Consider the following 26,572-nt stretch of genomic DNA (forward strand, 5'->3'; position numbering starts at 1 on the left):
AGGTGCGGCCAGTCTCGGCCGCGTCGCCAAGATTGCCTAAATTGAAAGTTGCGGTCGTGATGCGCCTCCCGCCGAGGAACAGGACGGGCGCCATATCGCGCAACCATCGCTAAACAAGGCATCTTCGTGCGTTAGCGCATCGAGACCGGCGCCCGCGCGCACGCCGCTCCCAAGCATCTCGAGGCCGCGACGTCGCAAGACCCGAGGACGGTTCGCTGGGAATGGACAATCGCGATCCGCTTTATGGCTGCTAGCGTCGGTCTCAGCGGAGCCGGTCTAGCCAAGCTCAGGTCTGCCGTGACCGTTGTCTCCGCTCGGGCCGGAGCGTTGCAGCTCACCACAGCGCCTGCCGCATTCTTGCGCAACAGTAAACTAGTGCGCCAATGTCTCAGTTGGGTCAATCGCGTCGCTTGGCCCGTAGCTCGACGACTTCCGGTCTACTCCCCGCTCCGGACATGTCGCAAACTGAAGCGATGGGCCATAACCGGACTCATGCGTCGCAGCAGAGTGCCGCTATTCAATCGCCTCATGGGATGGAGAGCTAATCGGGCAACCCCGCTTTCCGAAGACCCTCAATAAACAGCTTTGCGTTTGATAGTCCGGCCCGGGCGATAAGCGCCGATATTGTAAAGGCGGGATCGATCTCAAGCACACGCGCCGCCGCGTCGTGCGCCTCAGCGTCACGTCCGAGATGGGCGAAGGCGGACGCGAGCCATTGGTAAGTTGCCAAATAAAGGTTCTGACGAAGGGCTTTCTTCAATACGACGATGGCTTCGTCAAAGCGGCGAAGCTCGATAAGGGCCTGCCCAATGCCAGTAAGCGTCATGTATAGTAGCGGGTCTACTGGGCTCATGCGAACGGCACGTTCAAAGCTCCAGATCGCTTCCTCCGGCAGCCCCGCAATTCTATAGACATGGCCTCTGCAGCTCCATGTGAGCCATGAATTTGGGTTGAGCCCGACCGCCCGGTCAGCCATTTCGATCTCGGCTTCACAATCGCCGACCATGAACGCCGAGATTACGGCAGCCCTTGCTAACGTGTCCGGATCGCCATCGTCGATGCTCAATGCCAAACGAGCAAGCCGAACCGCTTCCTTGCGGTCGAACTGAGGATCGTTGGCATAGCCCAAAAGGACGTTGAGCATGTGGCAGACACCTGCCAGAGCCGCGACAGCGCCGAACCGAGGGTCGAGCTCCAAGGCGCGGTGGAACAGTCGGATTGCCTCGGCCAACCCTTCGCGGGTCCTTAGGTAGAACTGCGGCATGGCACGGAGATAAAAATCATACGCGGTGAGGTTCTCTGGCCGCCGCCGCGTCGCCAATTCAATTTCTGTTTGAAGCATCTTTGGCTCAATGGCCGACACAACGGCGAGCGTTACTTCGTCCTGAAGAGCAAAAACGTCGGTCAGGTCACGCTCAAACCTGTCCACCCAGATGTGTGCGCCTGTAACCGCATCGATCAACTGCCCTGTGATGCGAACTTTCCCCGACGCCTTCCGCACAGACCCCTCGAGGACATAGCGCACGCCGAGCCTTCGCCCGACTTCCTTGATATCGACCGCTCGCCCCTTGAAGGTGAAGCTCGAATTGCGCGCGATCACGAACAGCGACTTGAAGCGCGACAGCGCGGTGATGATCTCCTCGACCATTCCGTCCGCAAAGTATTCCTGTTCGGGATCGCCGCTCATGTTCTCGAACGGCAGTACGGCGATGGAAGGCTTGTCCGGGTGTGGCGGGGCCGCACTCAGCCCCTCTGTCAGCGCCCCTGGCGCTCCGGCGCGGACAGCGTAGGCGCGGACCGGCTTGGAGATGTTCTTGAGCTGCTGCTCGCCACGATCCTCGAAGCCAGCGTCTAGCTTGCCCTCGACTTCGTTGTAGACCTTGTCGGAAATCAGGATACCGCCCGGATCGGCGATCCCCTCCAGCCGAACAGCAATGTTGATCCCGTCGCCGTAAAGGTCGTCGTCCTGTCCAACGATCACGTCACCAAGGTTGAGCCCGATGCGTAGCTTGAATGGACCGCTACCCTCGGCGAGATGATCCTGTATCTCAACCGCGCATCTCATGGCGGCGAGGGGACTGGCGAACTCGGCGAGTGCGCCATCACCCGTTGTCTTGATTAGACGGCCTTCGTGGCGGGAGAGGCTCGGCTCGATCAGTTCTCGCTTGAGCCGCTCGAACTCGGCATAGGTAGCTTCCTCAGCGCGTTGCATCAACGCAGAGTAACCGACCACGTCGGCAGCCAAAATCGCCGCTAATCGCCTTTGAACCCGCTGCTCCGTCACAGCGCTCTCCGAACGGCCAGCCAAAAATTCGTCGCTGGGGCCAGGAGGAGCCTAGCACTTTGTTGCGGACCTGTGAGCGGTAATCGCGGGAGGGCCCTGTTGCCCCGAGGCGGCATTTGCTGTTGCACGGTGGCAGTAAGCGTGCGGCAACTCGGATGGTCCGAGTTGGGTCACGACCGGTAAGGCTTGGATCGAGCACGTGAGTTCTGCTTCGCATCCGAAAGCGGACATCTCGCCTCAATGAGTACACGCCCTCTGGAAGCACAACGCCAATCGGCTTGAATTTCGTGCAAACCTGGAGCTGCAGTGGCGGGAGTTCTCTCTGAAATCTCGCTCTGTATGCCGAGACCCAGTGCCGACCTCTATCGAAATCCATGAGCATCGCCGAATTGCGACACGCGGCCACAACCCCGGCTGTCGGGGAGCCTGCACTGGCGATGCGCTCAATCCCGCGACATCTTCTCATACTTTTTCACCAGCCGTTCCCGCTTCAGCCGCGACAGCCGCTGAATCCAGAACATGCCGTCGAGCTGGTCGATCTCGTGCTGGTGACAGACGGCGCGCAAGTCGTCCGACTCCTCGCTGTGCGTGTTGCCGTCAACATCCTGATAGCTGATCCGCACCCGTGCGTGGCGCTGGACCTCGTCGTTGACGCCGGGCATCGAGACGCTGCCTTCCTTGTGCAGGATCATCTCGGGCGAAGCCCACTCGATCTCCGGATTGACGTAGGTTTGCGGGCCCGCCTTGGCGTCGAGCTCGAGCACGACGACGCGCAAGGGCACGCCGATATGCGGCGCCGTGATGCCGATGCCGGGCGCGGCGCGCATGGTGTCGAGCAGGTCGGCTGCAAGCTCGCGCAACGCGCCGTCGAATGCGGTGACGGGATGGGCCGGCGTCGCGAGCCGGCGATCGGGATAGCGGAGGAGGGGACGAATGGTCATGCAGGCTCCCTACCACTCACGGATGGTTGAAGCATCCCGTTCTTGACTGCCTACCAACTGGAAGGTAGTCAATCCGCCATGACCAACGTTTCCTCGACGGCCGACGACATCCTGGCCTGCGCGCGCACCCTGATCATCGCGGGCGGCTATAACGGCTTCAGCTACGCCGATGTGGCGGACGTCGTCGGCATCCGCAAGCCGAGCATCCACCACCATTTCGCCAGCAAGGTCGATCTGGTCCGAACCCTCGTGTCGCGCTATCGCGCGGAAGCCGAGGCGGGACTGTCCGCGCTCGAACGCAATGTCGCGGACCCCCGCGACCAGCTCAAAAGCTATGTCGGGTATTGGGAGGCGTGCATCAATGATGCGACGGCGCCTTTCTGTGTGTGTGCGCTGCTTGCCTGCGAGCTTCCGATCCTGCCGGAGGAGGTGGCGCTTGAAGTCCGCGCGCATTTCCGTTCGCTGGCGTCGTGGCTGACCTCGGTGATGGAGCGCGGCAAGCGGAAGGGGCAGCTGCATCTCTCCAGCGCAGCGAAGATCGAGGCTGAAGGCTTCATGGCGACCGTTCACGGCGCGATGCTGTCGGCGCGTGCCTATGGCGATCCAAAGATGTTCGGTGTGATCACCGGGCCGCTGCTGGATCGGTTGTCCGCCAGGCACTGAAACATATCGACGAGACGACAACGACACGCCCGCAGACACGCTGGGGGCGGACGCGTTTTGTTGCGCGTAAGACCACCAACTAGTAGGTAAAGGAGAGAGTGCAGTGACGCATCATCAATTGGATCTCGTTCGGGCCGACCGCGAGCAATGGCTGAAGCTCTACTACTTCATCCGGGCGGCGTTCTCCGTCGCCTGGGTCGTTGCCGCCTTTGCCGTCGGGCCGTCATCCGCGGCGATTGCCGGAGCCTTGCTCGTGCTCTATCCGGCATGGGATGCGGCGGCGAACTTGGTCGACGCGTTGCGCAGTGGCGGGCTCGCTCAAAATCGCACGCAGGCGCTGAACGTTCTGGTCAGCCTCGTGACCGCTGTCGCGGTCCTCGTCGCCTTGCAGACGAGCATGAACGGGGTGCTCGGCGTCTTCGGGGCCTGGGCGATCCTGTCCGGATTGCTCCAGCTGGGGACCGCGATTCGCCGCTGGAGAAGTTTTGGCGCGCAGTGGGCGATGGTGCTCAGCGGCGGTCAGTCGGCTCTGGCCGGTGGCTTCTTCATCTTTCAGGCCACGACGCCGATGTCTCCAACGATCGCAAATGTCGCGGGCTACGCTGCGGTCGGCGCGATCTACTTCCTGGTCTCGGCGGTATGGCTGACCGTGACCGAGTGGCGGCGTGGCGCAGCCATGTGAGGCGTCGCTGTTGCCGTTCATTCGTGCGGATAGGGCGTGCCGTCCTTGTGCAGGAATCGGCCGCTGGAAGCCGGGCTCATCATGTCGACGTCGGAGCAGGTGATGAGGTCATCGGGGCGAGCGCGAGCCGACTTCGAGGTAGACGGCCGTTGCATCGGACCGGTTGATCATGTGATGGCCGTTGCCGCTTCCCTTCGGGAAGGCGGCGCAGTCGCCGGCGCTCAGCACGGTTTCGCCCTCGTCCTCGACAAGCGTCAGCTCGCCTTCGAGCACATAGACGAACTCGTCCTCATGCGAATGCCAGTGTCGCTGGCTCGACCAGCTGCCCGGTGGCAGACGCATCAGGTTGACGCCGAAATCCTTAAGCTTTCCGGCATTGCCCAGCCGTTGGCGGATGCGCTCGGCGCAGGGCGCGTCGAGCGGCGCGGGATAACCGGAGCCTTTCCGGCCCGGCACGGTGGCTATATCAATCTTCGGCATGCAAGCATTCCCTCCGAAATCGGAGCATTGACAGCGCACCGGATCGGTGGCGTGCGCCAGATCGGCAGCGTCCGAGCATGATGAGATCGCGTTGGCGGGATGATGACATTGTGCCGGTGTTTTGCCCGACGTGTCAAACGCGGCCCTGACGTTGCGGGTCGTTGGTAAGTCCTTGATCCGGCAGCGGCCGGCTACTGTGCATGGGGTTGTTTTCGGGATTTTTGTTTGGCGGCGCCAAAAAAATCTGGTGTCCTCGATGCCGTTGTCGGCAGGCGCAGTTCCCATTCGTCTTCCACCCAGACAGACCTGACGGGAGACCCAAATGAACGCTTCTTCCTATCGCTGGGTGATCGTCGCCGCCGGCGGCTTGCTCGGCTGCGTCGCGATCGGCGGCATGTTCTCGCTGCCGGTGTTCCTCCAGCCGATCGCCAAGGACACCGGCTGGTCGGTGACCGGCATTTCCAGCGCGATGACGATCGGGTTCCTGGCGATGGCCTTCACCAGCATGGCCTGGGGCACGGCGACCGACCGGTTCGGGCCGCTGCCGGTGGTGCTGACGGGATCGATAGTGCTGTCGCTCAGCCTGTTCGCGGCAAGCCATGCGACCTCGCTGCTGGCGTTCCAGGTCATGTTCGGCCTTCTGGTCGGCGCCTCCTGCGCGGCGATCTTCGCGCCGATGATGGCGACCGTCACCGGCTGGTTCGACACCCATCGCAGCCTCGCGGTCTCGCTGGTGTCGGCCGGCATGGGCATGGCGCCGATGACGATGGCGCCGCTCGCGGCCTGGCTCGTCTCCGGCCACGACTGGCGCACCTCGATGCAGATCGTGGCGCTGGTGGTCGGCGCCATCATGATCCCGGTCTCGTTCCTGGTGCGACGCCCGCCCGCGCTCGCGCATCTCGTGGCCGCGCCTGCGGGCGAGAGCGCGCCGCAAGGGGAGATGTCGCTGGGCGAGGCGCTGCGCTCGCCGCAATTCATGATCCTGCTCGCCACCAACTTCTTCTGCTGCGCCACCCATTCGGGCCCGATCATTCACACCGTCAGCTATGCCGTGAGCTGCGGCATCCCGCTGATCGCGGCTGTGACGATCTACAGCATCGAGGGCTTTGCCGGCATGGGCGGCCGTATCGCCTTCGGGCTGCTCGGCGATCGTTTCGGCGCCAAGCGCGTGCTGGTGACGGGCCTGCTGTTGCAGGCGTTCGGCGCGCTCGCCTATGTCTTCGCGCAGCAGCTCGCGACGTTCTACGCGGTCGGCGCCGTCTTCGGCTTCATCTATGCCGGCACCATGCCGCTCTATGCCGTGCTGGTGCGCGAAAACTTTCCGCTGCGCATGATGGGCACGGTGATCGGCGGCACGGCGATGGCCGGCAGCCTCGGCATGGCGACCGGCCCGCTCGCCGGCGGCCTGATCTACGACGCGTTCTCCAGCTACGCCTGGCTCTATATCGCCTCCTGGGCAATGGGCCTCGGCGCCTTCCTGATGGCGATGAATTTCAGGCCATTCGCGAAGCCGCAAGGCGAGGCCGCGGTGGCGGCGGCGTGACGAGGTCTATGACTGGATCTGCTTTTCGAAAAAGAGATCCGGGTAGGGATCATCGTTGAAGCGGGGGATCTCGCGCCAGCCCGTGGTGCGGTAGAGCTGGCCGGCTTCGGCGAGCGCGCTGTTGGTGTCGAGCCGCAGCAGCGTGACGCCGAGGTCGCGTGCGGCATTCTCGGCCGCGTCCATCAGGCGCCGGCCGAGCCGCAGTCCGCGCGCTGCAGGGGCAACCCAGAGACGCTTGATCTCGGCATAGCCGTGATCCGTTCCCTTCAGTCCGACGCAGCCGATCGGGAGCGTGTCGGACATCGCCACGATGAAGGTGCCGCGCGGCCGGCGCATGTCCTTGGCGTCAGGATCGCGCGACAGCGAGACGTCAAAACCCTGCTTGAAGCGGCGGCCGAGCTCGGAATAGTACTCGCGCAGGCAATAACGTGCTTCTTCGCTCCGCGGATCCATCTCCTCCAGCGCGACGCGCTCGCGCGTCAATGCGGAGGCGATCAGGTCCATCGCCGCCAGCAGTGCCTCGCGCTGCGAATGTTGCACCAGGAAGCCTTCGGCCTGCGTATTGGACAGCGCCTCGTAGGCTGCGAACTCGCGCCGTCCCGCACGCGTCAACGTCGCGACACGGCGGCGCGCATCGTCCTCATGCGTCGTGGTCTCGACCAGCCCTTCGTCCTCGAGGCTGCGGAGCAGCCGGCTCATCAATCCGGAATCGAGCCCGAGATAGTCGCGAATCTCCGCCACGTCCGAGCGCCCATGTCCGATCGCATTGAGCACGCGCGCCGCCCCGAGCGGCCGGCCGCGCCCGAGGAACGAGGTGTCGAGCGCACCGACGGCGGAGGTCACGGCGCGATTGAAGCGGCGGACGCGGGAGACGGGATCGAGCATGATACCTGACTTTAGTCAGATATTGTGTGCGGGTCAATCGAGACGACCGGTCTCACTTCACCAGCGTCAGCAGCGGCTTGTCCTTGGCGACGATATAGGTTGCAAGCTCGCTTGCGGTGTCCGGGCCGACGTTCTTCGCCGCATGAACCGCTCCCGCTGGAATGAACAGCACGTCGCCTGCCCTAAGCGTCACCGGGGGCTTGCCTTCGACGTCGTATTCGATGGCGCCTGTCAGCACATAGATAATCTCCTCGCCTGGATGCGTGTGCCGGCCGAACGCAACTCCGGGCGCGAGGTCGACGCGGACCTGGACCGCCTCGCGGCCAGGCGCGCTGAGATCATGGCGCTGGAGGTCGGTGCGCGTGACGCCGGCCGGCTGGGCTGCTGCCGGCAAGGTGAGAAGGTTGGTGGCGAGCACGGCAGCGCTCGCAAGGATGCGCAGGGTTCGTAATGGATAGGGGCTCATGGTCGGCTCCTGATTATTCGTTTGATGGCGGATCAGACGAGGGTGGTGGTCACCTCGATGTTGCCGTGGACGGCCTTGGAGTAGGGGCAGATGCCGTGCGCCGCCTCGATCAACTCCTGGGCGATCGTGCGATCGACGCCGGGAACGCTGACGTCGAGACGGGCCCGCAGGAAGAAGGCGCCATTGGCGTTGCTCAGGTCGATCGTGGTGTCGACCGACGGTTCGCTCGGCAGCTTGACCTTGCGCTGGGCGGCGGCGAGGCCGAGCGCGCCGAGGTAGCAGGCCGACCAGGCGGCGGCGAACAGGTTCTCGGCGGCCGGGTGCGGCTGGGCCAGCTTGATATCGAGAGAGCCGTCGTTCGCGTGCGCGGCGCCGTCGGGGCCGGAGGTGACGTGGGTCTTGCCGGTGAAGAGAAGCTTTGCAGCGGTGGTCATGGCGGATCCTTTCGGGCTCGAGTTAAATCGCATCCGATCTAATCGGATGCGGTTTGAAATAAACCCGCCGCTCTGTCCGGTCAAGCTCTTCCGATTTAATCGGATGCGATTTATATTGACCCGGAGATCACAAATTGCGGAGGTTCACGTGTCCCGTCCCGCCAAAGCCGCCGGCAAAGGCCGAAAACTGTCGAATTTCCTGTGCTTTGCCGTCTATTCGGCCAATCTGGCCTTCGGCCGCGCTTACAAGCCCCTGCTCGACAAGGTGGGGCTGACGTACACCCAGTACATCGCCATGGTGGCGCTGTCGGACGAGGACGAGCAGACCGTCAGCGCGCTCGGCGACAAACTGTTTCTGGAATCCAACACGCTGACGCCGATCCTGAAGAAGCTCGAGCAGATCGGTTACATCAAACGCCACCGCGATCCCGCCGACGAGCGGCAGGTGCGGGTAAGCCTGACGCCGGGCGGCCGAAAACTGATCGAACAGGATCTCGGCGAGTCCGTGATCGAGGCGACCGGTCTCGGCGACGATTTTCCGGTGGTGCAGAAGACGGTGAGCCGGCTGCGCGACAACCTGTTGCGCGCGACCCAGGCGGCCGGAGAGAAGAAACGCTGAGCGGGCAGCGCCTTCCCGCTGGGAAAGTCGGAGGCGGCTTCCGCCTCCGATACAAGTACGAGGAAAAGCGCGCGGCTCTAGTTGCAGACCGTGCGCGGAATCATCCAAGTCGCAAAAGTCTGCCAGAACCCGTCTTCGCGACGGCGCTGGTAAGCGACGAAGTCGGCGTCATCATCATCATGCACGAGTTCATAGCGATAAGTGTTGGCTGCAGTGGTGTTGGGCTTGCTCATGGAGCACTCCATCTCGAATGGGCTTTGCTTCGAGCTAGGTGCGGTGCAGCAAAAGTCCAATGGGAGTACGTTGATCAGCGCATCACGTTGTGGAGAGTGCTTAGTCCAGCCCGAGCGCCTTGCGCGATTTGCGCGCGAGCTTTGCGACGATCAGGGCATGGGCCTGCGCCAGATAGGCGGCGAGTTCCGCATCGGGAAGTGCGTTGTTGCTGGTGAGCTGCACCCATTTGGCGCGCGCCAGATAGGGCGCCGGTCGTGCCACGCCATGCTCGATCAGCATCGCATAGGCCATGTCCGAGACCTTGAACATGTAGCCGCCGGAGCCCGCGGCAAAGCCGCCGCCGAGCGCGAACATCTTGCCGCCGACCTTGAACACGGAGGTGCCTTCCCACTGCACGACCTTGGTGGCCGCGGGCAGGCGCAAACAGCGGGCTTCGAATGTCTTGGGTGTCATGCGCTCGCACTTGAGACGAAAGGCCCGCCGTTATGGCAACATGCGTCTTCCAACCAGGGATGAATGGCCATGTCGCGCGTTTCGATCAAGACCAGGGACGATTTGCCGGAGGCGCTGAGGCCGTTGTGGGACAAGATGACGACCTACGGCGCGTTCGAGAACCAGGCCGGTGTCATGGCGCACCGCCTGCCGATCTTCAAGCATATGTGGTCGTTGCTGGTCGATCTTGCTGAAGAAGGCAATGTCTCGAAGCGCCATCTGGAGCTCGCGCTGGTCACGGTCTCGCTGCTCAACAAATGCGACTATTGTGTCTCGCACCACGCACCAAAGTTGGCGGTGCAGGGCGTGTCGGAGGACGGCGCCGCGCGCCTCGTCGATTACAAGGACCATCCCGAGCTCGATGAGCTCGACAAGCTCGTCGTCGAATATTCCATCGCCGTCACCAACAACTGGAACAAGACCCGCGACGAGATCTTCGCTCGCCTGCGCGCGCATTTCTCGGAAGCCCAGATCGTCGAGCTGACCTGGCGCATCGCGCTCTGCGGTGCCTTCAACCGCTTCAACGACATCCTTCAGCTCGAGGTCGAGCAGGGCGTTCCCCACAGCGAAGCCGCGGAGTAATCGGCCCCCGGCTGTGCTGGTCCCCCGAGCCGGGACCGGCGCCAAGGCGCCCGATCACAGATTTGTGGGTTGTGGACTGTCTATCGCAAGCTATATCGTAAGATATGTTTTACAAAAGGACGTACGATATGCACCACGGACGAGACCAAAGAGACTTCCACTTCGGGCATTTCGCCCATTTCGTCATGGGCCGGCACGGCGGCGGTCGACGCTTCGGCCGCGGCGGGCACGGCTTCTTCGGGCGCGGCCCGGGCGGTGATTTCCCCGGCGCAAGGCGGCTGTCCTCGCAGGACCTTCAGCTCGTGATCCTGGCGTTGCTCGCCGAAAAGCCGGCTCATGGGTACGAGCTGATCAAGATCATCGAGGAGCGGTCCGACGGCTTCTACACGCCGAGCCCGGGCGTGATCTATCCGGCGCTGACCTATCTGGAAGAGGTCGGCCACAGCAGCGTCGAGCAGGATGGCGGTCGAAAGCTCTACAGCATCACGCCGCAGGGCGAGGCGCATCTCGCCGAGAACCGCGCGACTGCGGACGCGATCCTGCAAGCGCTGTCGCGGATCGGGCGCCGCATGGACGAGGTGCGCGAGGCCTTTGCCGGCGTCAGCGATCTCGATGCCGACGCCTCCGACGAATTGCACCGTGCCCGCCACAACCTCAAGCGCGCGCTGCGTTCCAGGCTTGGCAGCGACCCCGCCGAGGCGCGCCGCATCGCGGCGATCCTGGATCGTGCCGCCGCGGAAATCCTCGGCAAATAACTGAGAGGCGAAGCAACACATGAATGATCGGCCCCACAGCCCGATTCAAGACCCACGCGTCAACGCCGTCCTCGCGCGCCTCCAAGGCGCGCGGCAGCGGCCGGCCGGCGGCGGGCCGCGCGGCTCCTTCAACAGCCGTGATCCCCACGCCTATGCCGAGCAGGGCTTTTCGATTCATTCCGAGCAGGGCGAACTGATCTATCTGCTGTGCCGTGGCTTGCGTGCTACGCGCGTGGCCGAGTTCGCCACCTCGGTCGGCATGTCCACTCTCTATTTCGCGGCCGCTATCCGCGACAATGGCGGCGGTACCGTGATCGGCTCGGAGATCGTGCCGGCCAAGGTCGAGACCGCCAAACGCAATCTCGCCGAGGCCGGCCTTGCCGACTATGCCGAGATCCGCGAGGGCGATGCGCGAAAAACCTTGCGCGATCTCGGCGATCCCGTCGACTTCGTCCTGATCGACGGCTGGCCGGGTGAGAGCGGTCCCTCGCTGGCGCGCGAGGTGATTGGGATCGTCGCGCCGCAGCTGCGCGTCGGCGGCTACGTCATGAACGACAATGCCGAGCCCGACTATCTCGCCTTCATCCGCGATCCCGACAACGGCTTCGTATCGATGACGCTGCCGCTCAAGGGCGGCACCGAGCTCAGCCTCAAGGTGAGGTAGCGGCGTCGCTTGCGCGATAGGCGTCGGGAACCACGAACACCTCGTCGGCGCGGCCATAACCGCCATCAGGCACTTCCTCGATCAGCACCATGGTGTGCGTCCGCGCCGCTTCGCCGAAATAGTGCGCGAACAGCGCGGTGAGGTTGTGCACGATCTCCGCCTTCTGCGCCCGCGATAAGGCGGCCTGAGGGATCTTGATATTGGCAAAGGGCATGATGGGTCTCTCCGTGTGATGGGGTGTGGTTGCTCCTGTTCGAGAATGCCCGATCGCCGCGACCGGATAATCGCGAAAAACTTGTCATCACTTGTCGGCTGTGGTGAACAATCGGCCATGGACCGATTTGACGCCATGCGCCTGTTCGTCCGCCTCGTCGAACGGCAGAGCTTTACGGCGGCGGCTGCCGATCTCGGCATTCCCCGCTCGACGGCGAGCGAGGTTTTGCGCGGGCTCGAGGCGCGGCTGGGCGCGCGCCTGCTCGAACGCACGACACGGCATGTCACGCCGACGCTCGATGGCGAGGACTATTACCGCCGCTGCGTCGCCATCCTCGCGGAGGTCGAGGAAGCCGAAACCACGATGCGCGATGCGCGACCGCGTGGCTTGCTGCGTATCGACGCACATCCTTTGCTGACCCGCACTTTCATCTTGCCGCACCTGCCGGAATTCCTGGCGCGCCATCCGCAGCTCGACTTGCAGATCGGGCAGGGCGACCGGCTGGTCGATCTCGTGCGCGAGGGCATCGATTGCGCGATCCGGTCGGGCGAGCCCGAGGACAGCGGGATGATTTTGCGGCGCCTTGGCACCGTCGAGGAAATCACGGTGGCGAGCCCGGGCTATCTCGCCAGCCACGGCATGCCCGCGACGCCTGATACGCTCGACGGCCATCAGATGATCGCGTTCATCTCCTCGCGCACCGGCGATGTTTTGCCGCTGGAGTTTTCCGTCGCCGGCGCGCTGCGCAATGTCGTGCTGCCGAGCCGGGTTCGCGTCAATAATTCCGACACCATGGCCGATCTCGCGCGGCTCGGCTTCGGCCTGACGCAGGCGCCCCGCTATCGCTTCGCGGCGGATCTCGCCAGCGGTGCGCTGGTCGAGGTGCTGGCCGGCTATCCGCCGTCGCCGACGCCGCTCTCCGCGCTCTATCCGCAAAACCGCCAGCTAGCGCTCCGCCTGCGCGTCTTCCTCGACTGGATATCAGGCATCTTTGCTGAGGCGAAGTTGTAGAGCTTCGTAGCCCGACAGGCAAAAGACACCCGAACAGTCGGTCAATCCACTCTACCGGAATTCGGAAACGGCGTCGTTGCGAGCGCGGCGGAGCAATCCAGAAATATCCGCGGAAAGATTCTGGATTGCTTCGCTGCGATCGTATTGACGCTGTTGGAACAATCGCCCGCCTCTTTGTGAGTTGTGCCTGCGCCACGAGCCGCTACCATATGACCGCTCCCGACCACGGGACGCACAGCGAGCGGAGGCGACATGAGCGGGCAGGAACGCAAGGCAAAAGGATCGGACCTGTTTGTCGCGGCGCTGGAGAACGAGGGCGTCGATCGCATCTTCGGTATCCCCGGAGAGGAAAATCTCGACCTCGTCGAATCGCTGCGCACCTCCAAGATCGAGCTGGTCCTGACCCGCCACGAGCAGGCCGCGGCCTTCATGGCCGCCACGCACGGTCGGCTGACCGGCAAGCCTGGAGTGTGTCTCTCGACGCTCGGCCCAGGCGCGCTCAACCTGTCCACGGGTGCCGCCTATGCCCATCTCGGCGGGATGCCGATGATTTTGATCACCGGCCAGAAGCCGATCATGAGCAGCCGGCAGGCGCGCTTCCAGATCGTGGACGTGGTTGCGACCATGAAGCCGCTGACGAAGCTCTCTCGGCAGATCATCAGCGCCTCCAGCATTCCGACCGTGGTGCGCGATGCCTTTCGCGTGGCGATGGAGGAACGGCCGGGGCCGGTGCATCTCGAACTGCCCGAGGACATCGCGGGCGATGAAGTGCCGGCTGTCCCCGTGATCCCGGTCCATCCGATTGAAATTCCGGTCGCCCATCGCGCCGCGCTCGACCGCGCGGCCGAGATGATCCTGGCCGCAAAACGTCCCTTGGTGATGATGGGAGCTGCGACCAGCCGGCCGAGCTCGACCCACGGCATCGCCAGCTTCGTTCGGCGAACCGGCATTCCGTTTTTCACGACACAGATGGGGAAGGGCACGGTGCCCGGCGGCACCAATCTCTACATGGGCACGGCGGCGCTATCAGAGCGCGACTATGTCCACGACGCGATCGACGCAGCCGATCTGATCGTGGCGATCGGCCATGACCCGATCGAGAAGCCGCCCTTCATCATGGGGCCGTCGGGACCGAAGGTCATTCACGTCAGCTACACGCCGGCGAGCGTCGAGCTGGTCTATTTCCCCGATGCCGAGGTCGTCGGCGACGTCGGTCCGAGCCTGGAGCTGCTCGCCGACCGGCTCGAAGGCAAGCTGCCGCAGGCGGCGGCGCTGTTGCCGTTGCGCGAGGAGATCCTCACGCACATCGCAGACCGCGCCACCGAGGCGCGCTGGCCGCCGACACCGCAGCGCATCGTGCACGACATCCGCCAGGTGATCCCGGAGAATGGCATCGTCGCGCTCGACAACGGCATGTACAAGATCTGGTTCGCGCGCAACTACCGAACCCGCGTCGCCAACACGCTGCTGCTCGACAATGCGCTGGCGACGATGGGCGCCGGCCTGCCGTCGGCCATGATGGCTGCGATGCTCTATCCCGAGCGCCGCGTGCTCGCGGTCGCCGGCGACGGCGGCTTCATGATGAACAGCCAGGAGATGGAGACCGCCGTCCGCCTCAAGCTCAATTTGGTCGTGCTGGTGCTCGAGGACAACGCCTACGGCATGATCCGCTGGAAGCAGGCCGTCGATCACTTCGCCGATTACGGCATGACCTTTGGCAATCCCGATTTTGTCCTTTACGCGAAGGCCTACGGCGCCAAGGGACATCGCATCGAGAGCATCGACAGCTTCGGCCTAACGCTCGATGCGGCCTTCAAGGAGGGCGGCGTGCATCTGGTCGTGATCCCGATCGACTATTCGGAGAATGTGCGCGTGCTGGTCGACGAGCTGCGGGCACATGAGAAGTCGAAGGCGTGATGTGGTCGATGCTCTCGCCACATCGTCATTGCGAGCGCAGCGAAGCAATCCAGAATCTTTCCGCGGAGGCAGTCTGGATTGCTTCGTCGCTTTGCTCCTCGCAATGACGGAGTATGCTGATCAGCCAAAATCCGATAACAACCTGCATCAACGTAGCTCAACCAACCACAGGAATAAGACATGACTCGCGTTCGCTGTATCACCGAGATGGGCATGGGCGTTGACGTCCACGGCAGGGACGCCACCAAGGCGGCGAAGCGTGCGGTGTCGGATGCCATCAGGCATTCGAGCCTTGGTTTCTTCCGGATGATCGGGAAGACCGCGAACGATATGTTCGTCGATGTCACGATTGCGGTGCCCAATCCTGAAGCGGTGGACAAGGACGCCGTTGCGAAAGAGCTGCCTTACGGCACGGTGACCGTAACTGCGGTCAAGGGCGGGCTGGAGATTCCCTCGGCCACGGAAGTGGCCAACGATCCCATCCTGATCGCCAATGCGGCGGTGATCGTCAGCTTCGACAAGGACTAGGCCGGTGTCCGACAGCGATGAGTGGCTACTGGATCGTCCGATCTGGAGCGCGCTGACGACGAGCCAGAAGCATCTGGCGGAGGGCGGCCCGCGCGCGCGGCGCTATCCCGTGGACATGACACCGTTTGCCGACATGGTCGACATGTCTGAGGCAAGCTTCGCCGCGCTCGGTGATCTCCTGGCGGGCTCGCAGGTTGCCGCGCTGTTCACGCCGGAGCCGGTCGACGTTCCCGCCAATTTCAAGGTTGTTCTGGCCGAGACCGGCGAGCAGATGATCGGCTCGCCGGCCGACAGTCCGCTTCGTGATGCCGAGATCGTCAAATTGGGTGCGGCCGACGTCGCCGGCATGATGGCGCTGACGGAGCTGACCAAGCCTGGTCCGTTCGCGTTGCGCACCCATGAGCTCGGCACCTTCCTTGGCATCCGCGTTGGTGGAGAATTGGTTGCGATGACGGGCGAGCGGATGAAGCCGGGCAAGTTCGTCGAGATGACCGCCGTCTGCGTGCATCCGGACTATCGTGGGCGCGGCTACGCGCAGGCGCTGCTGGCGGCGGTCGCGCGCCGGATCGAGGCGCGCGGCGAAATTCCGTTCCTGCACGTGTTTTCTCATAACGTCTCGGCGATTGCGCTGTACGAACGGCAGGGCATGAAGATCCGTCGCCGGCTGCACGTCACGGCGCTGATGAAGATTTGAGGGCCGATCGGACGGTCTTCATTTCCCGCGAAAGCGCGCTATATCCATCCCAACCATAATTTGGGGGAAACACATGGACGTCAGGACAACGGATTTTTCCGCCGCACGGACGGCGATGGAACGCTATGTCGATCAGGAGATCATTCCGGGTGTGTCCTGGGCCGTGCTCCGTGGTCATGAGGTGGTTGACCAGCAATGCGTCGGCTTTGCCGATCGCGAGGCGAAGACGGCGCTCCGGTCTGACCATATTTTCCGCGCGTTTTCCAATACCAAGATCTTCGTGACGTGCTCGATCATGCTGCTGGTCGAGGAGGGCCGCATCGGGCTTGATGATCCCGTCGAAAAATTCCTGCCGCAGCTCGGCAATCGTAAGGTGCTGAAAAAGGGTGCCGCGAGCCTTGCCGATGTCGAGCCGGCGAAGGGCCCGATCACGATCCGCCAGCTTCTGACCCACACCTCGGGCCTCAGCTACGGCATCTTCGATCCCGGCACGGTGCTGTTCAAAGGCTATAACGAGGCGCGCGTGCTCAATCCGCTCACGCCGCTGACCGACATGATCGACAAGCTTGCCGATCTGCCGCTGTCCTATCATCCCGGCACGGGATGGGAATATTCGGTCGCGACCGACGTGCTCGGCCGCGTAATCGAGGTCGTCTCCGGCCATGCGCTCGACACCTTCCTCAAGGCGCGCATCTTCGATCGCCTCGGTATGGTCGATACCGGCTTTTCAGTGCCCGAGGCGCAGCAGGGCAGGCTGGTTGCGCTCTATACCGGCGCTGACGTGCTCGATCCGATGAAGCCGGGCCTGACGCGGGCCGACAATCTGCCTTATCCGCAGGCCTATCGGCGGCCGTTTCCGCGGCTGTCGGGCGGCGGCGGTCTGGTCTCGACCTTGCCCGACATGCTCGCGTTGGTACGCGCGCTGCTACCCGGTCCGGATGCGCTGCTAAAGCCCGACACGCTGCAGCAGATGATGACGAACCAGTTGCCCGCGGGCCAGACCATCCGATTTGCCAATCTCGGGCCGATCCCCGGCAAGGGCTTTGGTCTCGGCGGCGCCGTCACCTTTGCGCCGACGCCGTTCGATCCCCCGAATTCGACCGGCGAATTCCAGTGGGGTGGGCTTGCCGGCACCCATTGGTGGATTTGTCCGCAGGCCAACACCGCCGGCGTGCTGATGGCCCAGCGCCATATGGGCTTTTGGAACCCCTTCTTCTTCGAGTTCAAGCGCCTGGCCTACCAGGCGGTCGGGGGCTGATCGCGAAAAAATTGCCGGCGTCCGCGAATCCTTTCCGGCCTTCGCGTCCTCTTGATGGTCGAGGCATTTTGCTTCGGCTCATTTTGGAGGATGTGATGGCATTCTACAGGAAGAATATCGGCGGTCTGCATCAGGCGGTGCGGGTTGCGCTCGGAATTACGGTTGCGATTGCCGCATTCGTGTATCTCGCCGGCGTCGCGGCGTGGCTGGTGGCGCTCGGGGGCGCAGGCTTCGCATTGACGGGGCTCGTCGGCTATTGCCCGATGTGCGCGATGGCCGGGATCGGACGAGGAGGCGTGTCGTGAGTGCGGCGGCGATCTCGTCAAGCCTGTTCGAGGCGGCCCGGCTCGGCGATCCCCAGGCGATCGCGTCTCTGCTCGAGACGGCGCAGCCGGATATCCGCCGCTACGCACGCGCCACCTGCCGCAGCTCGGCGGATGCCGAGGATGCAACCCAGGAGGCGATGTGGATCCTGTTCCGCCATGTCGGCACGATCCGCTCGCTGGTCGCTTTTTCCGCGTGGCTGTTCAGCGTGGTCCGCCGCGAATGTCTGCGGCTCGCGCGCAAGGCGGGCCTCGCGCCATCGATCGACGACGGCGAGGCGGAGGCTCTGCTGCTGTCGCGTTCCGAAGCCGATTTGCGTCTTGACGTGGCGGCTGCGTTTGAAGCGTTGCCAGCGCACTATCGCGATGTCGCGCTGATGCGGGACGTCAAGGAAATGACCATCGACGAAATCGCCGCCGCGCTCGGAGCGTCCAGGCAGACCGTGAAGGCGCGCCTGCATCGCGCCCGTGCCCTGATGCGCGAATATCTGACGAGGTGAGACATGACCGATTATCAAACGCCTGACGATCTGAAATCTGTCCCGGCTTTCGTGGCGCTCGCGCCGGTCGAGGCCAACGCGTTCCTTGCGTTCAACCACGCGGTCGAGCGCAAGGACGGATTGATCCCGCCGAAATATCGCGAGCTGATCTCGCTCGCGGTGGCACTCACCACGCAATGCGCTTATTGCGTCGACGTGCATACGGCGCAGGCAGCGAAAGCCGGCGCGACGCGGGAGGAAGTCGCCGAAGCGGCATTGATCGCCGCGGCCGTGCGCGCCGGCGGCACGCTCGGCCATGCGCTGCTGGCGCAGCGCTTGTTCGAGCGGCACAGTGACGAGGGAGAAACATAGATGTCTAGTCGACGTCGGGACGCATGATTTGCCAAACTATCTCGGTCTCGATGGGTTTCGCTTCGGCTGGGTCGCAGCTTGGATCGACGAGCACGGCGATCACGGCTTTGATTATTCGCTGGGCCTGATGCGCTTGCTTGCGTTGCCGCATGCGCGTGCGATGATCGACATGCCGATCGGATTGAATCCGAGCGGCTATCGTGTGTGCGACCTGCGCGCGCGCGAGCTGGTCGGCCCCGCCGTGTTTCTCGGCGCGCGCCGCGATCTCTGGACATTTCCCGACATGGCGGCAGCCAACCGCCACTATTGGGAGCGGGAGGGCAAGGGCAGGGGCGTGTCGGCGCAGCTCTGGAACATCAGGGACAAGATCAGGGACGTCGACGAGATCATGACGCCGGTGCGGCAGGCGACAATTGGCGAAGCGCATCCGGAATTGATTTTCTGGAATCTGGCGGGCCGAGTCCGTCTTCCGAAGAAGACGTCGGCGCGAGGTCGTGAGCAGCGCATCTCGCTGCTGGCGCAACACGGCTTCACGCGCCTGGAGACATGGCTGACGCAGCGTCATGGCACCGGCATCGGCCGCGACGATCTCATCGATGCCTGTGCCTGCGCGGTCGCGGCCCGCGACAGCACAGAGCGTGTCGGCGGCGAGGAGGTCGATCCGCGCGGGCTGCGGATGGAGATCAATTATTGAGGTCGCGGCCTCGCGCGTCTCGAGTCGGGATAAAGTGGCAATTTATTTGAAGCGTGCAGGAACTGTCGACGGTCGGCCCGCGTTCCCCGTGCGAACCGATGACGGAGAAGCTCGTGCGATGAAGGATGCCAGTCAGTTCGCGACCGCGATGCTCGCGCTCGTTTTCACCGGGGCGCTGCTCGTCACCGGGCAGCTCTTCATCGAGCAACGCGCGCAGCGCGATATCGCGTACGCGGCCAGGCATCTGCTGCGGCCCCTGTAGTCCGGCTTCGATGCATGATCACTGCTCGGCCTTGCGCCGTTCGACGGCTCGCCTAGATTAGGCGGCATCTCACGAACGAAGCCGGGGTTCCGATGCCTGATCTGTCCGCCTTTCCCATCACCAAACGCTGGCCTGCCAGGCATCCGGAGCTGCTTCAGCTTTATTCGCTGCCGACGCCGAACGGCGTCAAGGTGTCGATCATGCTGGAAGAGATCGGTCTGCCTTACGAGGTCCACCTCGTCGACTTCGGCAAGGACGACCAGAAGACGGCGGAATTCCTCTCACTCAATCCGAACGGCAAGATTCCGGCGATCCTCGATCCCAACGGTCCGGGCGGCCGGCCGCTGCCGCTGTTCGAGTCCGGGGCGATCCTGCAATACCTCGCCGAGAAGACCGGCAAGCTTCTGCCGGAGGACGCCGCGCGCCGCTACCAGGCCATCCAGTGGGTGCATTTCCAGATGGGCGGCATCGGGCCGATGTTCGGCCAGGTCGGCTTCTTCCACAAATTCGCCGGCAAGGATTTCGAGGACAAGCGGCCACTCGAACGTTACGTGGGCGAGGCCAAGCGTCTGCTCGGCGTGATGGAGACGCATCTTTCCGGCCGGCAATGGTTCATGGATGACGACTACACCATCGCCGACATCTCCATGCTCGGCTGGGTGCGCAATCTCATCGGCTTCTACGGCGCCGGCGATCTCGTCGAATTCAGCCAGTTCAAGTCGGTCGGTGCCTGGCTCGAACGGGGGCTGGCGCGTCCTGCCGTGCAGCGCGGCCTGAACATTCCGAAGCGGCCGTAAAATCAGGTCAGCGCCTTATGCGTCATGTAGAGCGCCATCACCGAGACGAGGGCGATCATGACCCTGTGCAGCACCGCTTTGCTGACGCCATTGGCCGCGCGTGCGCCGAGATCGGTTCCGATCCAGAGGCCGGCGAGAATCCCGATGATGGCCGGCCAGCCGACCATGAGCCCCTTGCTCCAGTAGATCCAGGCCGCCGGAATGTTGGTCGGGATGACCGAGAAGATGAGGCTAACGAGTTGCGCCTGGTGCTGCGGGACGCGTAGGCCCGCGGCGAGGCCGACGGTGATCGCGAGCCCGCCGCCGATGCCCATGAAGCCGGAGGAAAATCCGGCAAGCGCGCCGATGAGAAGCAGGGGGAGCCAAGGCAGTTCGTCTCGGTCGGCGGCCGCGTGGCTCCCGTCCTTGCGGTCGCGGCGCAGGATCAGAAGGGCGATCAGCGCGACGAGATAGACGACGTAGGTCCATTGCAGCACCGAGTCGGAGACCGCCGCCGCGGCGTAACCGCCGCCTGCACCGCCGACGAGAAATCCGAGGCCGATCCAGGCGATCCATTGCAGCGGGCTGCGATTGCCGCCCTGCCAGTAGCGGCGTACGCCGGCGAGGCCAGTGGGCGGGACCTGCGTGATCAGCGAAGTCCCCTGGGCGACATGCTGCTCCGCGCCGAGCAGCAGCACGGTGAAGACGACAAGCCCGCCGCCCGGGCTCGTTCCCATGAAGCCCGATGTCAGCCCGCCGACGAGACCGACGCCGATGCCTGCGAGGAGATCGTGAATCCAGGACATCGCTTACGTCCTGGTCCGCCGCTTGATGTCAGGCCTGGTCGTGCGAAATCCCTCGATCACGCCGCCCACGGCCATCATGCAGGCCTCAACGTCAAAATCCTCACCCCAGCATTTCTGCAGCACGAAGCCCTGGAAGATCGCGATGAGCACGCGCGCGATCGCATCGGCGCCGAGGTCGCGCTTGATCAGGCCGTCATGCTGGCCGCGCTCGACCAGCGCCACGATCAGCGCGCGCGGCATGTCGATGCCTTCGACGACGCTGGTGCGGACGCGGCGGTTGCGCAGGGCCTCCGCCCAGCCGTGGATGCCGACGCGACGCCGCGCTTCGCCGGCGGGATCGGTGAGCCATTGCGCGTAGACGCGGATCAGCGCGTGGAGTCCTTCGATCGGATCACCCGATCCCTGCGCCACCGAGTTGAGCACGGCCTCGCGACGATGCCGGTCGTCGGCGAGCGCCTCGATCAAATCGTCCTTGCTCTGGAAGTAGAGATAGACCGCGCCGTGGCTCAAGCCCGACCGTTTGACGATGTCGGCCATGCCGGTCTGGTGAAAGCCTTGCTCGGCGAAGCAGGCAAGCGCCGCTTCGAGGATCTGCTGCCGCCTACCTTCGCGTTGCTTGTCGCTGATCTTGGGCATTTTGGCAGTCCATAAATAACTGACAGATCGGTCGTTTTGACTGTTCGCCTGATGGGGTCGCTATATAGTGGGGCACCAATAAAAAACGATCAGTCAGTCATTTTTATTACCAAAGGCGATCTTGGTCAAGTCCAGACGGTCCGGAAACAGGAGGATCAAGCCGCCGCCGGGGGTATGGCGGGAGGTAACGGCGGCCCGGCCCGCAATCGCGCGGCTAGAACAGTCGTCCGCCGTTCGGCACAGGCTTGCTCGGCTGCACCAGCACGACCTTGCCCTCGGCATCGGGGAAGCCGAGCGTCAACACCTCCGAGACAACAGGACCGATCTGGCGCGGCGGGAAGTTGACGACGGCCGCGACCTGCTGCCCCACCAGCGTCTCGAGCGGATGATTTTCGGTGATCTGGGCCGAGCTCTTGCGCACGCCGATCGCGGGACCGAAGTCGATCCACAGCCGCCAGGCCGGCTTGCGCGCCTCCGGGAACGGTTTTGCATCGACGATGGTGCCGACACGGATATCGACCGCGAGGAAGGCGTTGAAGTCGATGGCTGGCGACGCGGCCGCGGCGGGATCGTGAGTGGCGTGCATTGATGTATCCGTTCGGAGAGCGAGGTTCGTTCGCAATGTTGTCGCGCGAACCGGAGTTTCGTACAACGCTGCAGTCATCCAACGACGCATGCGCGAGGAAGGTCTTGCCCAACATCATCTACGGCATCAAGAACTGCGACACCATGAAGAAGGCGCGCGCATGGCTCGACACCCATGGCGTCGCCTACGAGTTCCACGACTACAAGGCGGCGGGCGTCGAGAAGGACAAGCTCAAGCAGTGGAGCGACAAGGCTGGCTGGGAGACGCTGCTCAATCGCGCCGGCACGACCTTCAAGAAGCTGCCGGATTCCGACAAGGAAGGCCTCACCGAGAAGAAGGCGCTGGCGCTGATGCTAGCGCAACCATCGATGATCAAGCGGCCGGTGCTCGAAGTCGGCGGCAAGCTTCTGGTAGGCTTCAAGCCGGATATCTATGCCAAGGAAGTCAAGGCCAAGTAGGTCAAGGCCAAGTAGGTCGGCGCCAGATCGCGCTGGCCTCTAATTCAGCTCGACGATCTCGGTGGTGACGCCAGGCTGATCGGCGAACTCGACGACGTCGGCGGCAGCGATCCGGCCGGGAGCGCGATGGAAGAGATCGCGGTCGATCACCGTGCGCAGTTTCGGGCGCGGCAGCGCGTCATTTCCGCGCATCAGATTCTTGATCTCGAAGCCGCCGTCCTCGCAGAATGTCTTGAGCGAGGCGATGACGTGGCAGACCTTGCCGGCGGTCTGGAACGGCAGCAGCAGCCGTTCATAGGCAACCACGCGGCCATAGATGTCGTCGACGTCGGCCACGCTGTAGACCGGAAGCCCACGTGCCACGCATTCATAATAGATCGGCATCACGAAGGGTGCGAGGCGCGGTCCGATATAGTCGTCGAGCAGAACGCCCTTGCCGGTCTGTCCATAGGCGCGCGAGATGCGCGTGCCTTCGCTCTGGATGATGAGGCGCGGCGTCGGCGCCGAGATGTCGACGGTATAATAGATGAGATCGGACAGCTCTTCCTCGAGCCGCGCGGGCTGATACTCCCAGATCGCCGGCACCATCTGCCCGCGCGCATAAAGTCGCAGCCACGTGTTCAGGAGATCACGCTGCCTGATCGACTTGACGACAGAAGGAGCGGCGCTTGCAAAATCCAAGGCAATTTCCAAGACAATATTCCCGACGCATAAAACCCGCGCATGATCCATGCGGCGGGAAAATTTTCTATGAAGGCTGGCGCGCGGGATGAAAGACCGTTAACGACGGCTTGATGACCGGTGCCTTGCGAACCGGGAGGCCGGGCAGGCGACATCAAAACGCGTCCGACTAAGGGAGCATAAGCCTCCCGGCCGGAGACCTGATCTGCTCAGCTTTCCGCCTTGCCTAACCCCCGTCACCTCCGGCATATTCCGCGCCCGGAGGCGACGTTCCGGGACAGGCTCCAAGGCCCCCGGAAAGCCGAAGTAACTAAGGACAGCCACGCGTATTGTGCGGGCAGGGGGAAATCTGTTTGGCCGATGAGTTCATTCTCGAAACGGAAGGCTTGACCAAGGAGTTCGCGGGCTTCTTCGCCGTCCGCGACGTTGCGCTCAAGGTTCGCCGTGGGAGCATTCACGCGTTGATCGGCCCGAACGGGGCGGGCAAGACGACGTGCTTCAATCTTTTGACCAAGTTCCTCAAACCGTCCGCCGGCAAAATTCTGTACAAGGGGCAGGACATCACGGCGATGGCGCCGGCCGATGTGGCGCGCCTGGGACTGGTCCGTTCATTCCAGATCTCGGCGGTGTTTCCGCATCTCACCGCGCTGGAAAACGTCCGCGTTGCGCTTCAGCGCCAGCACGGCAGTTCCTTCGATTTCTGGCGCTCCAAGTCCGTGCTCAACCGCTTCAACGATCGCGCGCGTGAACTGTTGAACGATGTCGGCCTCAGCGAGTTTGCCAATACGCCCGCGGTCGAGATGGCCTACGGCCGCAAGCGCGCGCTCGAGATCGCAACCACGCTCGCGCTCGACCCCGAGATGATGTTGCTGGACGAGCCGATGGCCGGCATGGGCCACGAGGACATCGACAAGATCGCGGCGCTGATCAAGCGCATCTCGGCGAAATACACCATCCTGATGGTCGAGCATAATCTGAGCGTCGTGGCCAATCTCTCCGACATCATCACCGTGCTGACGCGCGGGCAGGTGCTGGCGCAAGGCCATTACAGCGAACTCACCAAGGACGAGCGCGTCAAGGAAGCCTATCTGGGAGCCGGTCATGCCTGAGACTGCAACCGCGGACGCTCCCGCAAAGACCGCAACCGGCGGCAACATCCTCCAGGTCCGCAACCTGGAAGCATGGTACGGCGAGTCCCACATCCTGCACGGGATCAATTTCGACGTGAACGCGGGCGAGGTCGTCACGCTGCTCGGCCGCAACGGCGCCGGCAAGACGACCACGCTGAAGTCGATCATGGGCATCATCGGCAAGCGGACCGGCTCGGTGAAGTTCAACAACCAGGACATCATCCGCGCGACCTCCGACAAGATCGCGCGGATGGGCATCGCGTTCTGCCCGGAGGAACGCGGCATTTTCTCCAGTCTCGATGTGCGGGAGAATTTGCTGCTGCCGCCGGTGGTTCGCCCGGGCGGATTGCCGCTCGAGCAGATCTTCGATCTGTTTCCGAATCTGAAGGAACGTCTCAACAGCCAGGGCACCAAGCTCTCCGGCGGTGAGCAGCAGATGCTCGCGATCGCGCGCATCCTGCGCACCGGCGCGAGCTTCCTGATGCTGGACGAACCGACCGAAGGTCTTGCGCCTGTCATTATCCAGCAGATCGGCCACACCATTGCACGGCTCAAGAAGGAGGGCTTTACCATCCTCCTGGTCGAGCAGAACTTCCGGTTCGCATCCACCGTCGCCGACCGCTATTACGTGGTCGAGCACGGCAAGATCATTGACGGATTTTCCAATTCGGAGCTTGCCGCCAACATGGACAAGCTCCACACCTATCTAGGCGTCTAAGACGGCCAAGCGTCAAACGGCCACGAGAAAATTCACGAGGGAAGTAGCATGAAAAAGTCGATTGCGTCGTTTCTGCTCGGCACGGCGTTGGCCGTCACCACGGCTGGCGTAGCCTTTGCGCAGGACAAGACCGTCAAGATCGGCGCGCTGTCCGATCAGTCCGGCCTCTACGCCGACCTCGGCGGTCCCGGCTCGACGCTCGCCGCCCAGATGGCCGTCGAAGATTCCGGCCTTGCGGCGAAGGGCTGGAAGATCGACATCATCTCCGGCGATCACCAGAACAAGCCCGACATCGGCACCGCGATCGCGCGGCAATGGTTCGACGTCGACAAGGTCGACATCATCGTTGACGTGCCGAACTCCGGCGTGGCGCTCGCCGTCAACAACGTCATCAAGGAAAAGAATGGCGTCTACATCAACTCGGGCGCCGCGACCTCGGACCTCACCAACGCGCAGTGCTCGCCCAATACGGTGCATTGGACCTACGACACCTACATGCTGGCCCACACCACGGGTCAGGCTCTGGTGAAGGCCGGTGGCGACAGCTGGTTCTTCCTGACCGCGGACTACGCCTTCGGTGCGGCGCTCGAGCGCGATACCACGGCCGTGGTCACCGCCAACGGCGGCAAGGTCGTCGGCGGCGTCAAGCATCCACTCAACACGCCCGACTTCTCGTCATTCCTGCTGCAGGCGCAGGCGTCCAAGGCCAAGATCATCGGCCTTGCCAATGCCGGCGGCGACACCACCAACTCGATCAAGCAGGCGGCCGAGTTCGGCATCGTCAAGGGCGGACAGAAGCTCGCGGCGCTGCTGCTGTTCCTCACCGACGTCAAGGCGATTGGCCTCGAGACCGCGCAGGGCCTCAACTTCACCGAGACGTTCTATTGGGACATGGACGACAAGACCCGGGCCTTCTCCAAGCGCTTCTCCGACAAGATGAAGAACAACGCGCCGCCCACCATGGTGCAGGCCGGCGTCTATGCGGGCGTGCGTCACTATCTCAAGACGCTGGAAGCGCTCGGCGGCAATCCCCATGACGGCGTCAAGGTCGTCGAGAAGATGAAGTCGTTGCCGACGGAGGACGACCTGTTCGGCAAGGGCGAGATCCAGCCGAACGGCCGCACCATCCACAGCGCCTACCTGTTCGAGGTGAAGAAGCCCTCGGAGTCCAAGGGGCCGTGGGACTTCTACAAGCTGGTCGGCACCGTGCCGGGCGACCAGGCTTTCACGCCGCTGTCCGAGAGCAAGTGCGCGCTCTTGAAGAAGTAAGATAACCGCCCGCAGGCGATCAGGCCTGCGGGCGAT

The 26,572-nt window shown here is 63.5% G+C and carries 34 protein-coding genes and 1 pseudogene; 22 read left to right on the top strand and 13 right to left on the bottom strand.

Going from position 1 to position 26,572, the window contains the following annotated elements; genetic code table 11:
• Nucleotides 1-541 precede the first annotated feature (541 nt).
• Nucleotides 542-2,284 (bottom strand): tetratricopeptide repeat protein, encoded by a 1,743-nt coding sequence (locus AB7245_RS19885; protein ID WP_439034736.1) that lies wholly within the window; start codon nucleotides 2,282-2,284, stop codon nucleotides 542-544.
• Nucleotides 2,285-2,727: 443 nt separating this feature from the next.
• Complete coding sequence (locus AB7245_RS19890) at nucleotides 2,728-3,225, bottom strand: peptide deformylase (protein WP_135215227.1); 498 nt, start codon at nucleotides 3,223-3,225, stop codon at nucleotides 2,728-2,730.
• 78 nt (nucleotides 3,226-3,303) lie between these two features.
• Between AB7245_RS19890 and AB7245_RS19895 the strand changes: the two genes are divergently transcribed.
• Together AB7245_RS19895 and AB7245_RS19900 are read left to right on the top strand one after the other, a co-directional pair.
• Nucleotides 3,304-3,888: a TetR/AcrR family transcriptional regulator gene (locus tag AB7245_RS19895; protein WP_439034737.1), complete on the top strand. Its 585-nt coding sequence runs from the start codon at nucleotides 3,304-3,306 to the stop codon at nucleotides 3,886-3,888.
• Between the two features lie 103 nt (nucleotides 3,889-3,991).
• On the top strand, nucleotides 3,992-4,570 hold the full coding sequence (locus tag AB7245_RS19900; protein WP_439034738.1) for a DUF308 domain-containing protein: 579 nt from the start codon (nucleotides 3,992-3,994) through the stop codon (nucleotides 4,568-4,570).
• A 17-nt stretch (nucleotides 4,571-4,587) separates the two neighbouring features.
• Here the strand turns inward: AB7245_RS19900 and AB7245_RS19905 are convergent.
• Nucleotides 4,588-5,050, bottom strand: a pseudogene (locus AB7245_RS19905) (cupin domain-containing protein).
• Nucleotides 5,051-5,372: 322 nt separating this feature from the next.
• On the opposite strand from AB7245_RS19905, the gene AB7245_RS19910 reads away from it, so the two are divergent.
• Entirely contained in the window at nucleotides 5,373-6,593 is a 1,221-nt protein-coding gene (locus AB7245_RS19910) for an MFS transporter (RefSeq protein ID WP_439034739.1), read from the top strand.
• A gap of 6 nt (nucleotides 6,594-6,599) precedes the next feature.
• Here AB7245_RS19910 and AB7245_RS19915 read toward each other — a convergent pair whose 3' ends face one another.
• Genes AB7245_RS19915 through AB7245_RS19925 form a run of 3 tightly spaced genes read right to left on the bottom strand, consistent with a single transcriptional unit; the run spans nucleotide 6,600 to nucleotide 8,378 of the window.
• Entirely contained in the window at nucleotides 6,600-7,478 is an 879-nt protein-coding gene (locus tag AB7245_RS19915) for a bifunctional helix-turn-helix transcriptional regulator/GNAT family N-acetyltransferase (RefSeq protein ID WP_439034740.1), read from the bottom strand.
• Nucleotides 7,479-7,530: 52 nt separating this feature from the next.
• Entirely contained in the window at nucleotides 7,531-7,944 is a 414-nt protein-coding gene (locus tag AB7245_RS19920) for a cupin domain-containing protein (protein ID WP_439034741.1), read from the bottom strand.
• 32 nt (nucleotides 7,945-7,976) lie between these two features.
• Nucleotides 7,977-8,378, bottom strand: coding sequence for an Ohr family peroxiredoxin (locus tag AB7245_RS19925; protein WP_028149769.1), 402 nt, complete (start codon nucleotides 8,376-8,378; stop codon nucleotides 7,977-7,979).
• A 148-nt stretch (nucleotides 8,379-8,526) separates the two neighbouring features.
• On the opposite strand from AB7245_RS19925, the gene AB7245_RS19930 reads away from it, so the two are divergent.
• Complete coding sequence (locus AB7245_RS19930) at nucleotides 8,527-8,997, top strand: MarR family winged helix-turn-helix transcriptional regulator (RefSeq protein ID WP_166095682.1); 471 nt, start codon at nucleotides 8,527-8,529, stop codon at nucleotides 8,995-8,997.
• Between the two features lie 77 nt (nucleotides 8,998-9,074).
• On the opposite strand, the gene AB7245_RS19935 is transcribed toward AB7245_RS19930, so the two are convergent.
• Together AB7245_RS19935 and AB7245_RS19940 are read right to left on the bottom strand one after the other, a co-directional pair.
• Nucleotides 9,075-9,230: a hypothetical protein gene (locus AB7245_RS19935; protein WP_094184234.1), complete on the bottom strand. Its 156-nt coding sequence runs from the start codon at nucleotides 9,228-9,230 to the stop codon at nucleotides 9,075-9,077.
• A 100-nt stretch (nucleotides 9,231-9,330) separates the two neighbouring features.
• Entirely contained in the window at nucleotides 9,331-9,684 is a 354-nt protein-coding gene (locus AB7245_RS19940) for an MmcQ/YjbR family DNA-binding protein (protein WP_439034742.1), read from the bottom strand.
• 69 nt (nucleotides 9,685-9,753) lie between these two features.
• On the opposite strand from AB7245_RS19940, the gene AB7245_RS19945 reads away from it, so the two are divergent.
• From AB7245_RS19945 to AB7245_RS19955, 3 genes are all read left to right on the top strand, one after another.
• A complete protein-coding gene (locus tag AB7245_RS19945) occupies nucleotides 9,754-10,305 on the top strand; it encodes a carboxymuconolactone decarboxylase family protein (RefSeq protein ID WP_166095692.1) in 552 nt (183 codons plus the stop codon).
• Nucleotides 10,306-10,433: 128 nt separating this feature from the next.
• Complete coding sequence (locus AB7245_RS19950; protein WP_354179890.1) at nucleotides 10,434-11,060, top strand: PadR family transcriptional regulator; 627 nt, start codon at nucleotides 10,434-10,436, stop codon at nucleotides 11,058-11,060.
• A 19-nt stretch (nucleotides 11,061-11,079) separates the two neighbouring features.
• Nucleotides 11,080-11,724: an O-methyltransferase gene (locus AB7245_RS19955; protein WP_439034743.1), complete on the top strand. Its 645-nt coding sequence runs from the start codon at nucleotides 11,080-11,082 to the stop codon at nucleotides 11,722-11,724.
• Here the strand turns inward: AB7245_RS19955 and AB7245_RS19960 are convergent.
• Nucleotides 11,711-11,938 (bottom strand): tautomerase family protein, encoded by a 228-nt coding sequence (locus AB7245_RS19960; protein WP_014495867.1) that lies wholly within the window; start codon nucleotides 11,936-11,938, stop codon nucleotides 11,711-11,713. The genes AB7245_RS19955 and AB7245_RS19960 overlap by 14 nt on opposite strands.
• A gap of 117 nt (nucleotides 11,939-12,055) precedes the next feature.
• On the opposite strand from AB7245_RS19960, the gene AB7245_RS19965 reads away from it, so the two are divergent.
• From AB7245_RS19965 to AB7245_RS20015, 11 genes are all read left to right on the top strand, one after another.
• Nucleotides 12,056-12,949, top strand: a complete 894-nt coding sequence (locus AB7245_RS19965) for a LysR family transcriptional regulator (RefSeq protein ID WP_439034744.1) — start codon at nucleotides 12,056-12,058, stop codon at nucleotides 12,947-12,949.
• Between the two features lie 252 nt (nucleotides 12,950-13,201).
• Nucleotides 13,202-14,866, top strand: coding sequence for an acetolactate synthase large subunit (locus AB7245_RS19970; RefSeq protein ID WP_439034745.1), 1,665 nt, complete (start codon nucleotides 13,202-13,204; stop codon nucleotides 14,864-14,866).
• A gap of 180 nt (nucleotides 14,867-15,046) precedes the next feature.
• The gene (locus tag AB7245_RS19975; protein WP_063983745.1) at nucleotides 15,047-15,394 is read left to right on the top strand and encodes a Lin0512 family protein; all 348 of its coding nucleotides are present in this window, start codon (nucleotides 15,047-15,049) and stop codon (nucleotides 15,392-15,394) included.
• Between the two features lie 4 nt (nucleotides 15,395-15,398).
• Entirely contained in the window at nucleotides 15,399-16,088 is a 690-nt protein-coding gene (locus tag AB7245_RS19980; RefSeq protein ID WP_439034746.1) for a GNAT family N-acetyltransferase, read from the top strand.
• 73 nt (nucleotides 16,089-16,161) lie between these two features.
• Entirely contained in the window at nucleotides 16,162-17,346 is a 1,185-nt protein-coding gene (locus AB7245_RS19985; RefSeq protein ID WP_439034747.1) for a serine hydrolase domain-containing protein, read from the top strand.
• Between the two features lie 95 nt (nucleotides 17,347-17,441).
• The gene (locus AB7245_RS19990; protein WP_439034748.1) at nucleotides 17,442-17,651 is read left to right on the top strand and encodes a YgaP family membrane protein; all 210 of its coding nucleotides are present in this window, start codon (nucleotides 17,442-17,444) and stop codon (nucleotides 17,649-17,651) included.
• Complete coding sequence (locus AB7245_RS19995) at nucleotides 17,648-18,169, top strand: RNA polymerase sigma factor (protein WP_063983741.1); 522 nt, start codon at nucleotides 17,648-17,650, stop codon at nucleotides 18,167-18,169. Before AB7245_RS19990 ends, AB7245_RS19995 begins: the two co-directional genes overlap by 4 nt.
• A 3-nt stretch (nucleotides 18,170-18,172) precedes the next feature.
• Nucleotides 18,173-18,520, top strand: a complete 348-nt coding sequence (locus tag AB7245_RS20000; RefSeq protein WP_439034749.1) for a carboxymuconolactone decarboxylase family protein — start codon at nucleotides 18,173-18,175, stop codon at nucleotides 18,518-18,520.
• A 28-nt stretch (nucleotides 18,521-18,548) separates the two neighbouring features.
• Nucleotides 18,549-19,214, top strand: coding sequence for a DUF429 domain-containing protein (locus AB7245_RS20005; protein ID WP_439034750.1), 666 nt, complete (start codon nucleotides 18,549-18,551; stop codon nucleotides 19,212-19,214).
• A gap of 118 nt (nucleotides 19,215-19,332) precedes the next feature.
• A complete protein-coding gene (locus AB7245_RS20010) occupies nucleotides 19,333-19,476 on the top strand; it encodes a hypothetical protein (RefSeq protein ID WP_166095729.1) in 144 nt (47 codons plus the stop codon).
• Nucleotides 19,477-19,568: 92 nt separating this feature from the next.
• Nucleotides 19,569-20,273, top strand: a complete 705-nt coding sequence (locus AB7245_RS20015; RefSeq protein WP_439034751.1) for a glutathione S-transferase family protein — start codon at nucleotides 19,569-19,571, stop codon at nucleotides 20,271-20,273.
• Between the two features lie 2 nt (nucleotides 20,274-20,275).
• On the opposite strand, the gene AB7245_RS20020 is transcribed toward AB7245_RS20015, so the two are convergent.
• The 3 genes from AB7245_RS20020 to AB7245_RS20030 form a co-directional block, all read right to left on the bottom strand.
• Nucleotides 20,276-21,058, bottom strand: coding sequence for a sulfite exporter TauE/SafE family protein (locus AB7245_RS20020; RefSeq protein WP_439034752.1), 783 nt, complete (start codon nucleotides 21,056-21,058; stop codon nucleotides 20,276-20,278).
• A 3-nt stretch (nucleotides 21,059-21,061) separates the two neighbouring features.
• A complete protein-coding gene (locus AB7245_RS20025; protein ID WP_085402817.1) occupies nucleotides 21,062-21,694 on the bottom strand; it encodes a TetR/AcrR family transcriptional regulator in 633 nt (210 codons plus the stop codon).
• Nucleotides 21,695-21,908: 214 nt separating this feature from the next.
• Nucleotides 21,909-22,280 (bottom strand): tRNA-binding protein, encoded by a 372-nt coding sequence (locus tag AB7245_RS20030; RefSeq protein WP_071914740.1) that lies wholly within the window; start codon nucleotides 22,278-22,280, stop codon nucleotides 21,909-21,911.
• Nucleotides 22,281-22,384: 104 nt separating this feature from the next.
• Between AB7245_RS20030 and AB7245_RS20035 the strand changes: the two genes are divergently transcribed.
• Nucleotides 22,385-22,738, top strand: coding sequence for an ArsC family reductase (locus AB7245_RS20035; protein ID WP_014495852.1), 354 nt, complete (start codon nucleotides 22,385-22,387; stop codon nucleotides 22,736-22,738).
• Nucleotides 22,739-22,777: 39 nt separating this feature from the next.
• Here the strand turns inward: AB7245_RS20035 and AB7245_RS20040 are convergent, their stop codons facing one another.
• The gene (locus AB7245_RS20040) at nucleotides 22,778-23,470 is read right to left on the bottom strand and encodes a hypothetical protein (protein ID WP_439034753.1); all 693 of its coding nucleotides are present in this window, start codon (nucleotides 23,468-23,470) and stop codon (nucleotides 22,778-22,780) included.
• A gap of 302 nt (nucleotides 23,471-23,772) precedes the next feature.
• Here AB7245_RS20040 and AB7245_RS20045 point away from each other — a divergent pair, with 302 nt between their 5' ends.
• The 3 genes from AB7245_RS20045 to AB7245_RS20055 are packed head-to-tail and all read left to right on the top strand — an operon-like array spanning nucleotide 23,773 to nucleotide 26,536.
• Nucleotides 23,773-24,528, top strand: coding sequence for an ABC transporter ATP-binding protein (locus AB7245_RS20045; protein ID WP_063983735.1), 756 nt, complete (start codon nucleotides 23,773-23,775; stop codon nucleotides 24,526-24,528).
• Nucleotides 24,521-25,267: an ABC transporter ATP-binding protein gene (locus tag AB7245_RS20050; RefSeq protein WP_071914738.1), complete on the top strand. Its 747-nt coding sequence runs from the start codon at nucleotides 24,521-24,523 to the stop codon at nucleotides 25,265-25,267. The genes AB7245_RS20045 and AB7245_RS20050 overlap by 8 nt, the downstream gene beginning before the upstream one ends.
• A gap of 48 nt (nucleotides 25,268-25,315) precedes the next feature.
• Entirely contained in the window at nucleotides 25,316-26,536 is a 1,221-nt protein-coding gene (locus AB7245_RS20055; RefSeq protein ID WP_071914736.1) for an ABC transporter substrate-binding protein, read from the top strand.
• The last annotated feature ends 36 nt before the right edge of the window (nucleotides 26,537-26,572 follow it).

Source organism: Bradyrhizobium sp. 604_D8_N2_3, from assembly GCF_051810765.1.
Classification (GTDB): domain Bacteria; phylum Pseudomonadota; class Alphaproteobacteria; order Rhizobiales; family Xanthobacteraceae; genus Bradyrhizobium; species Bradyrhizobium barranii.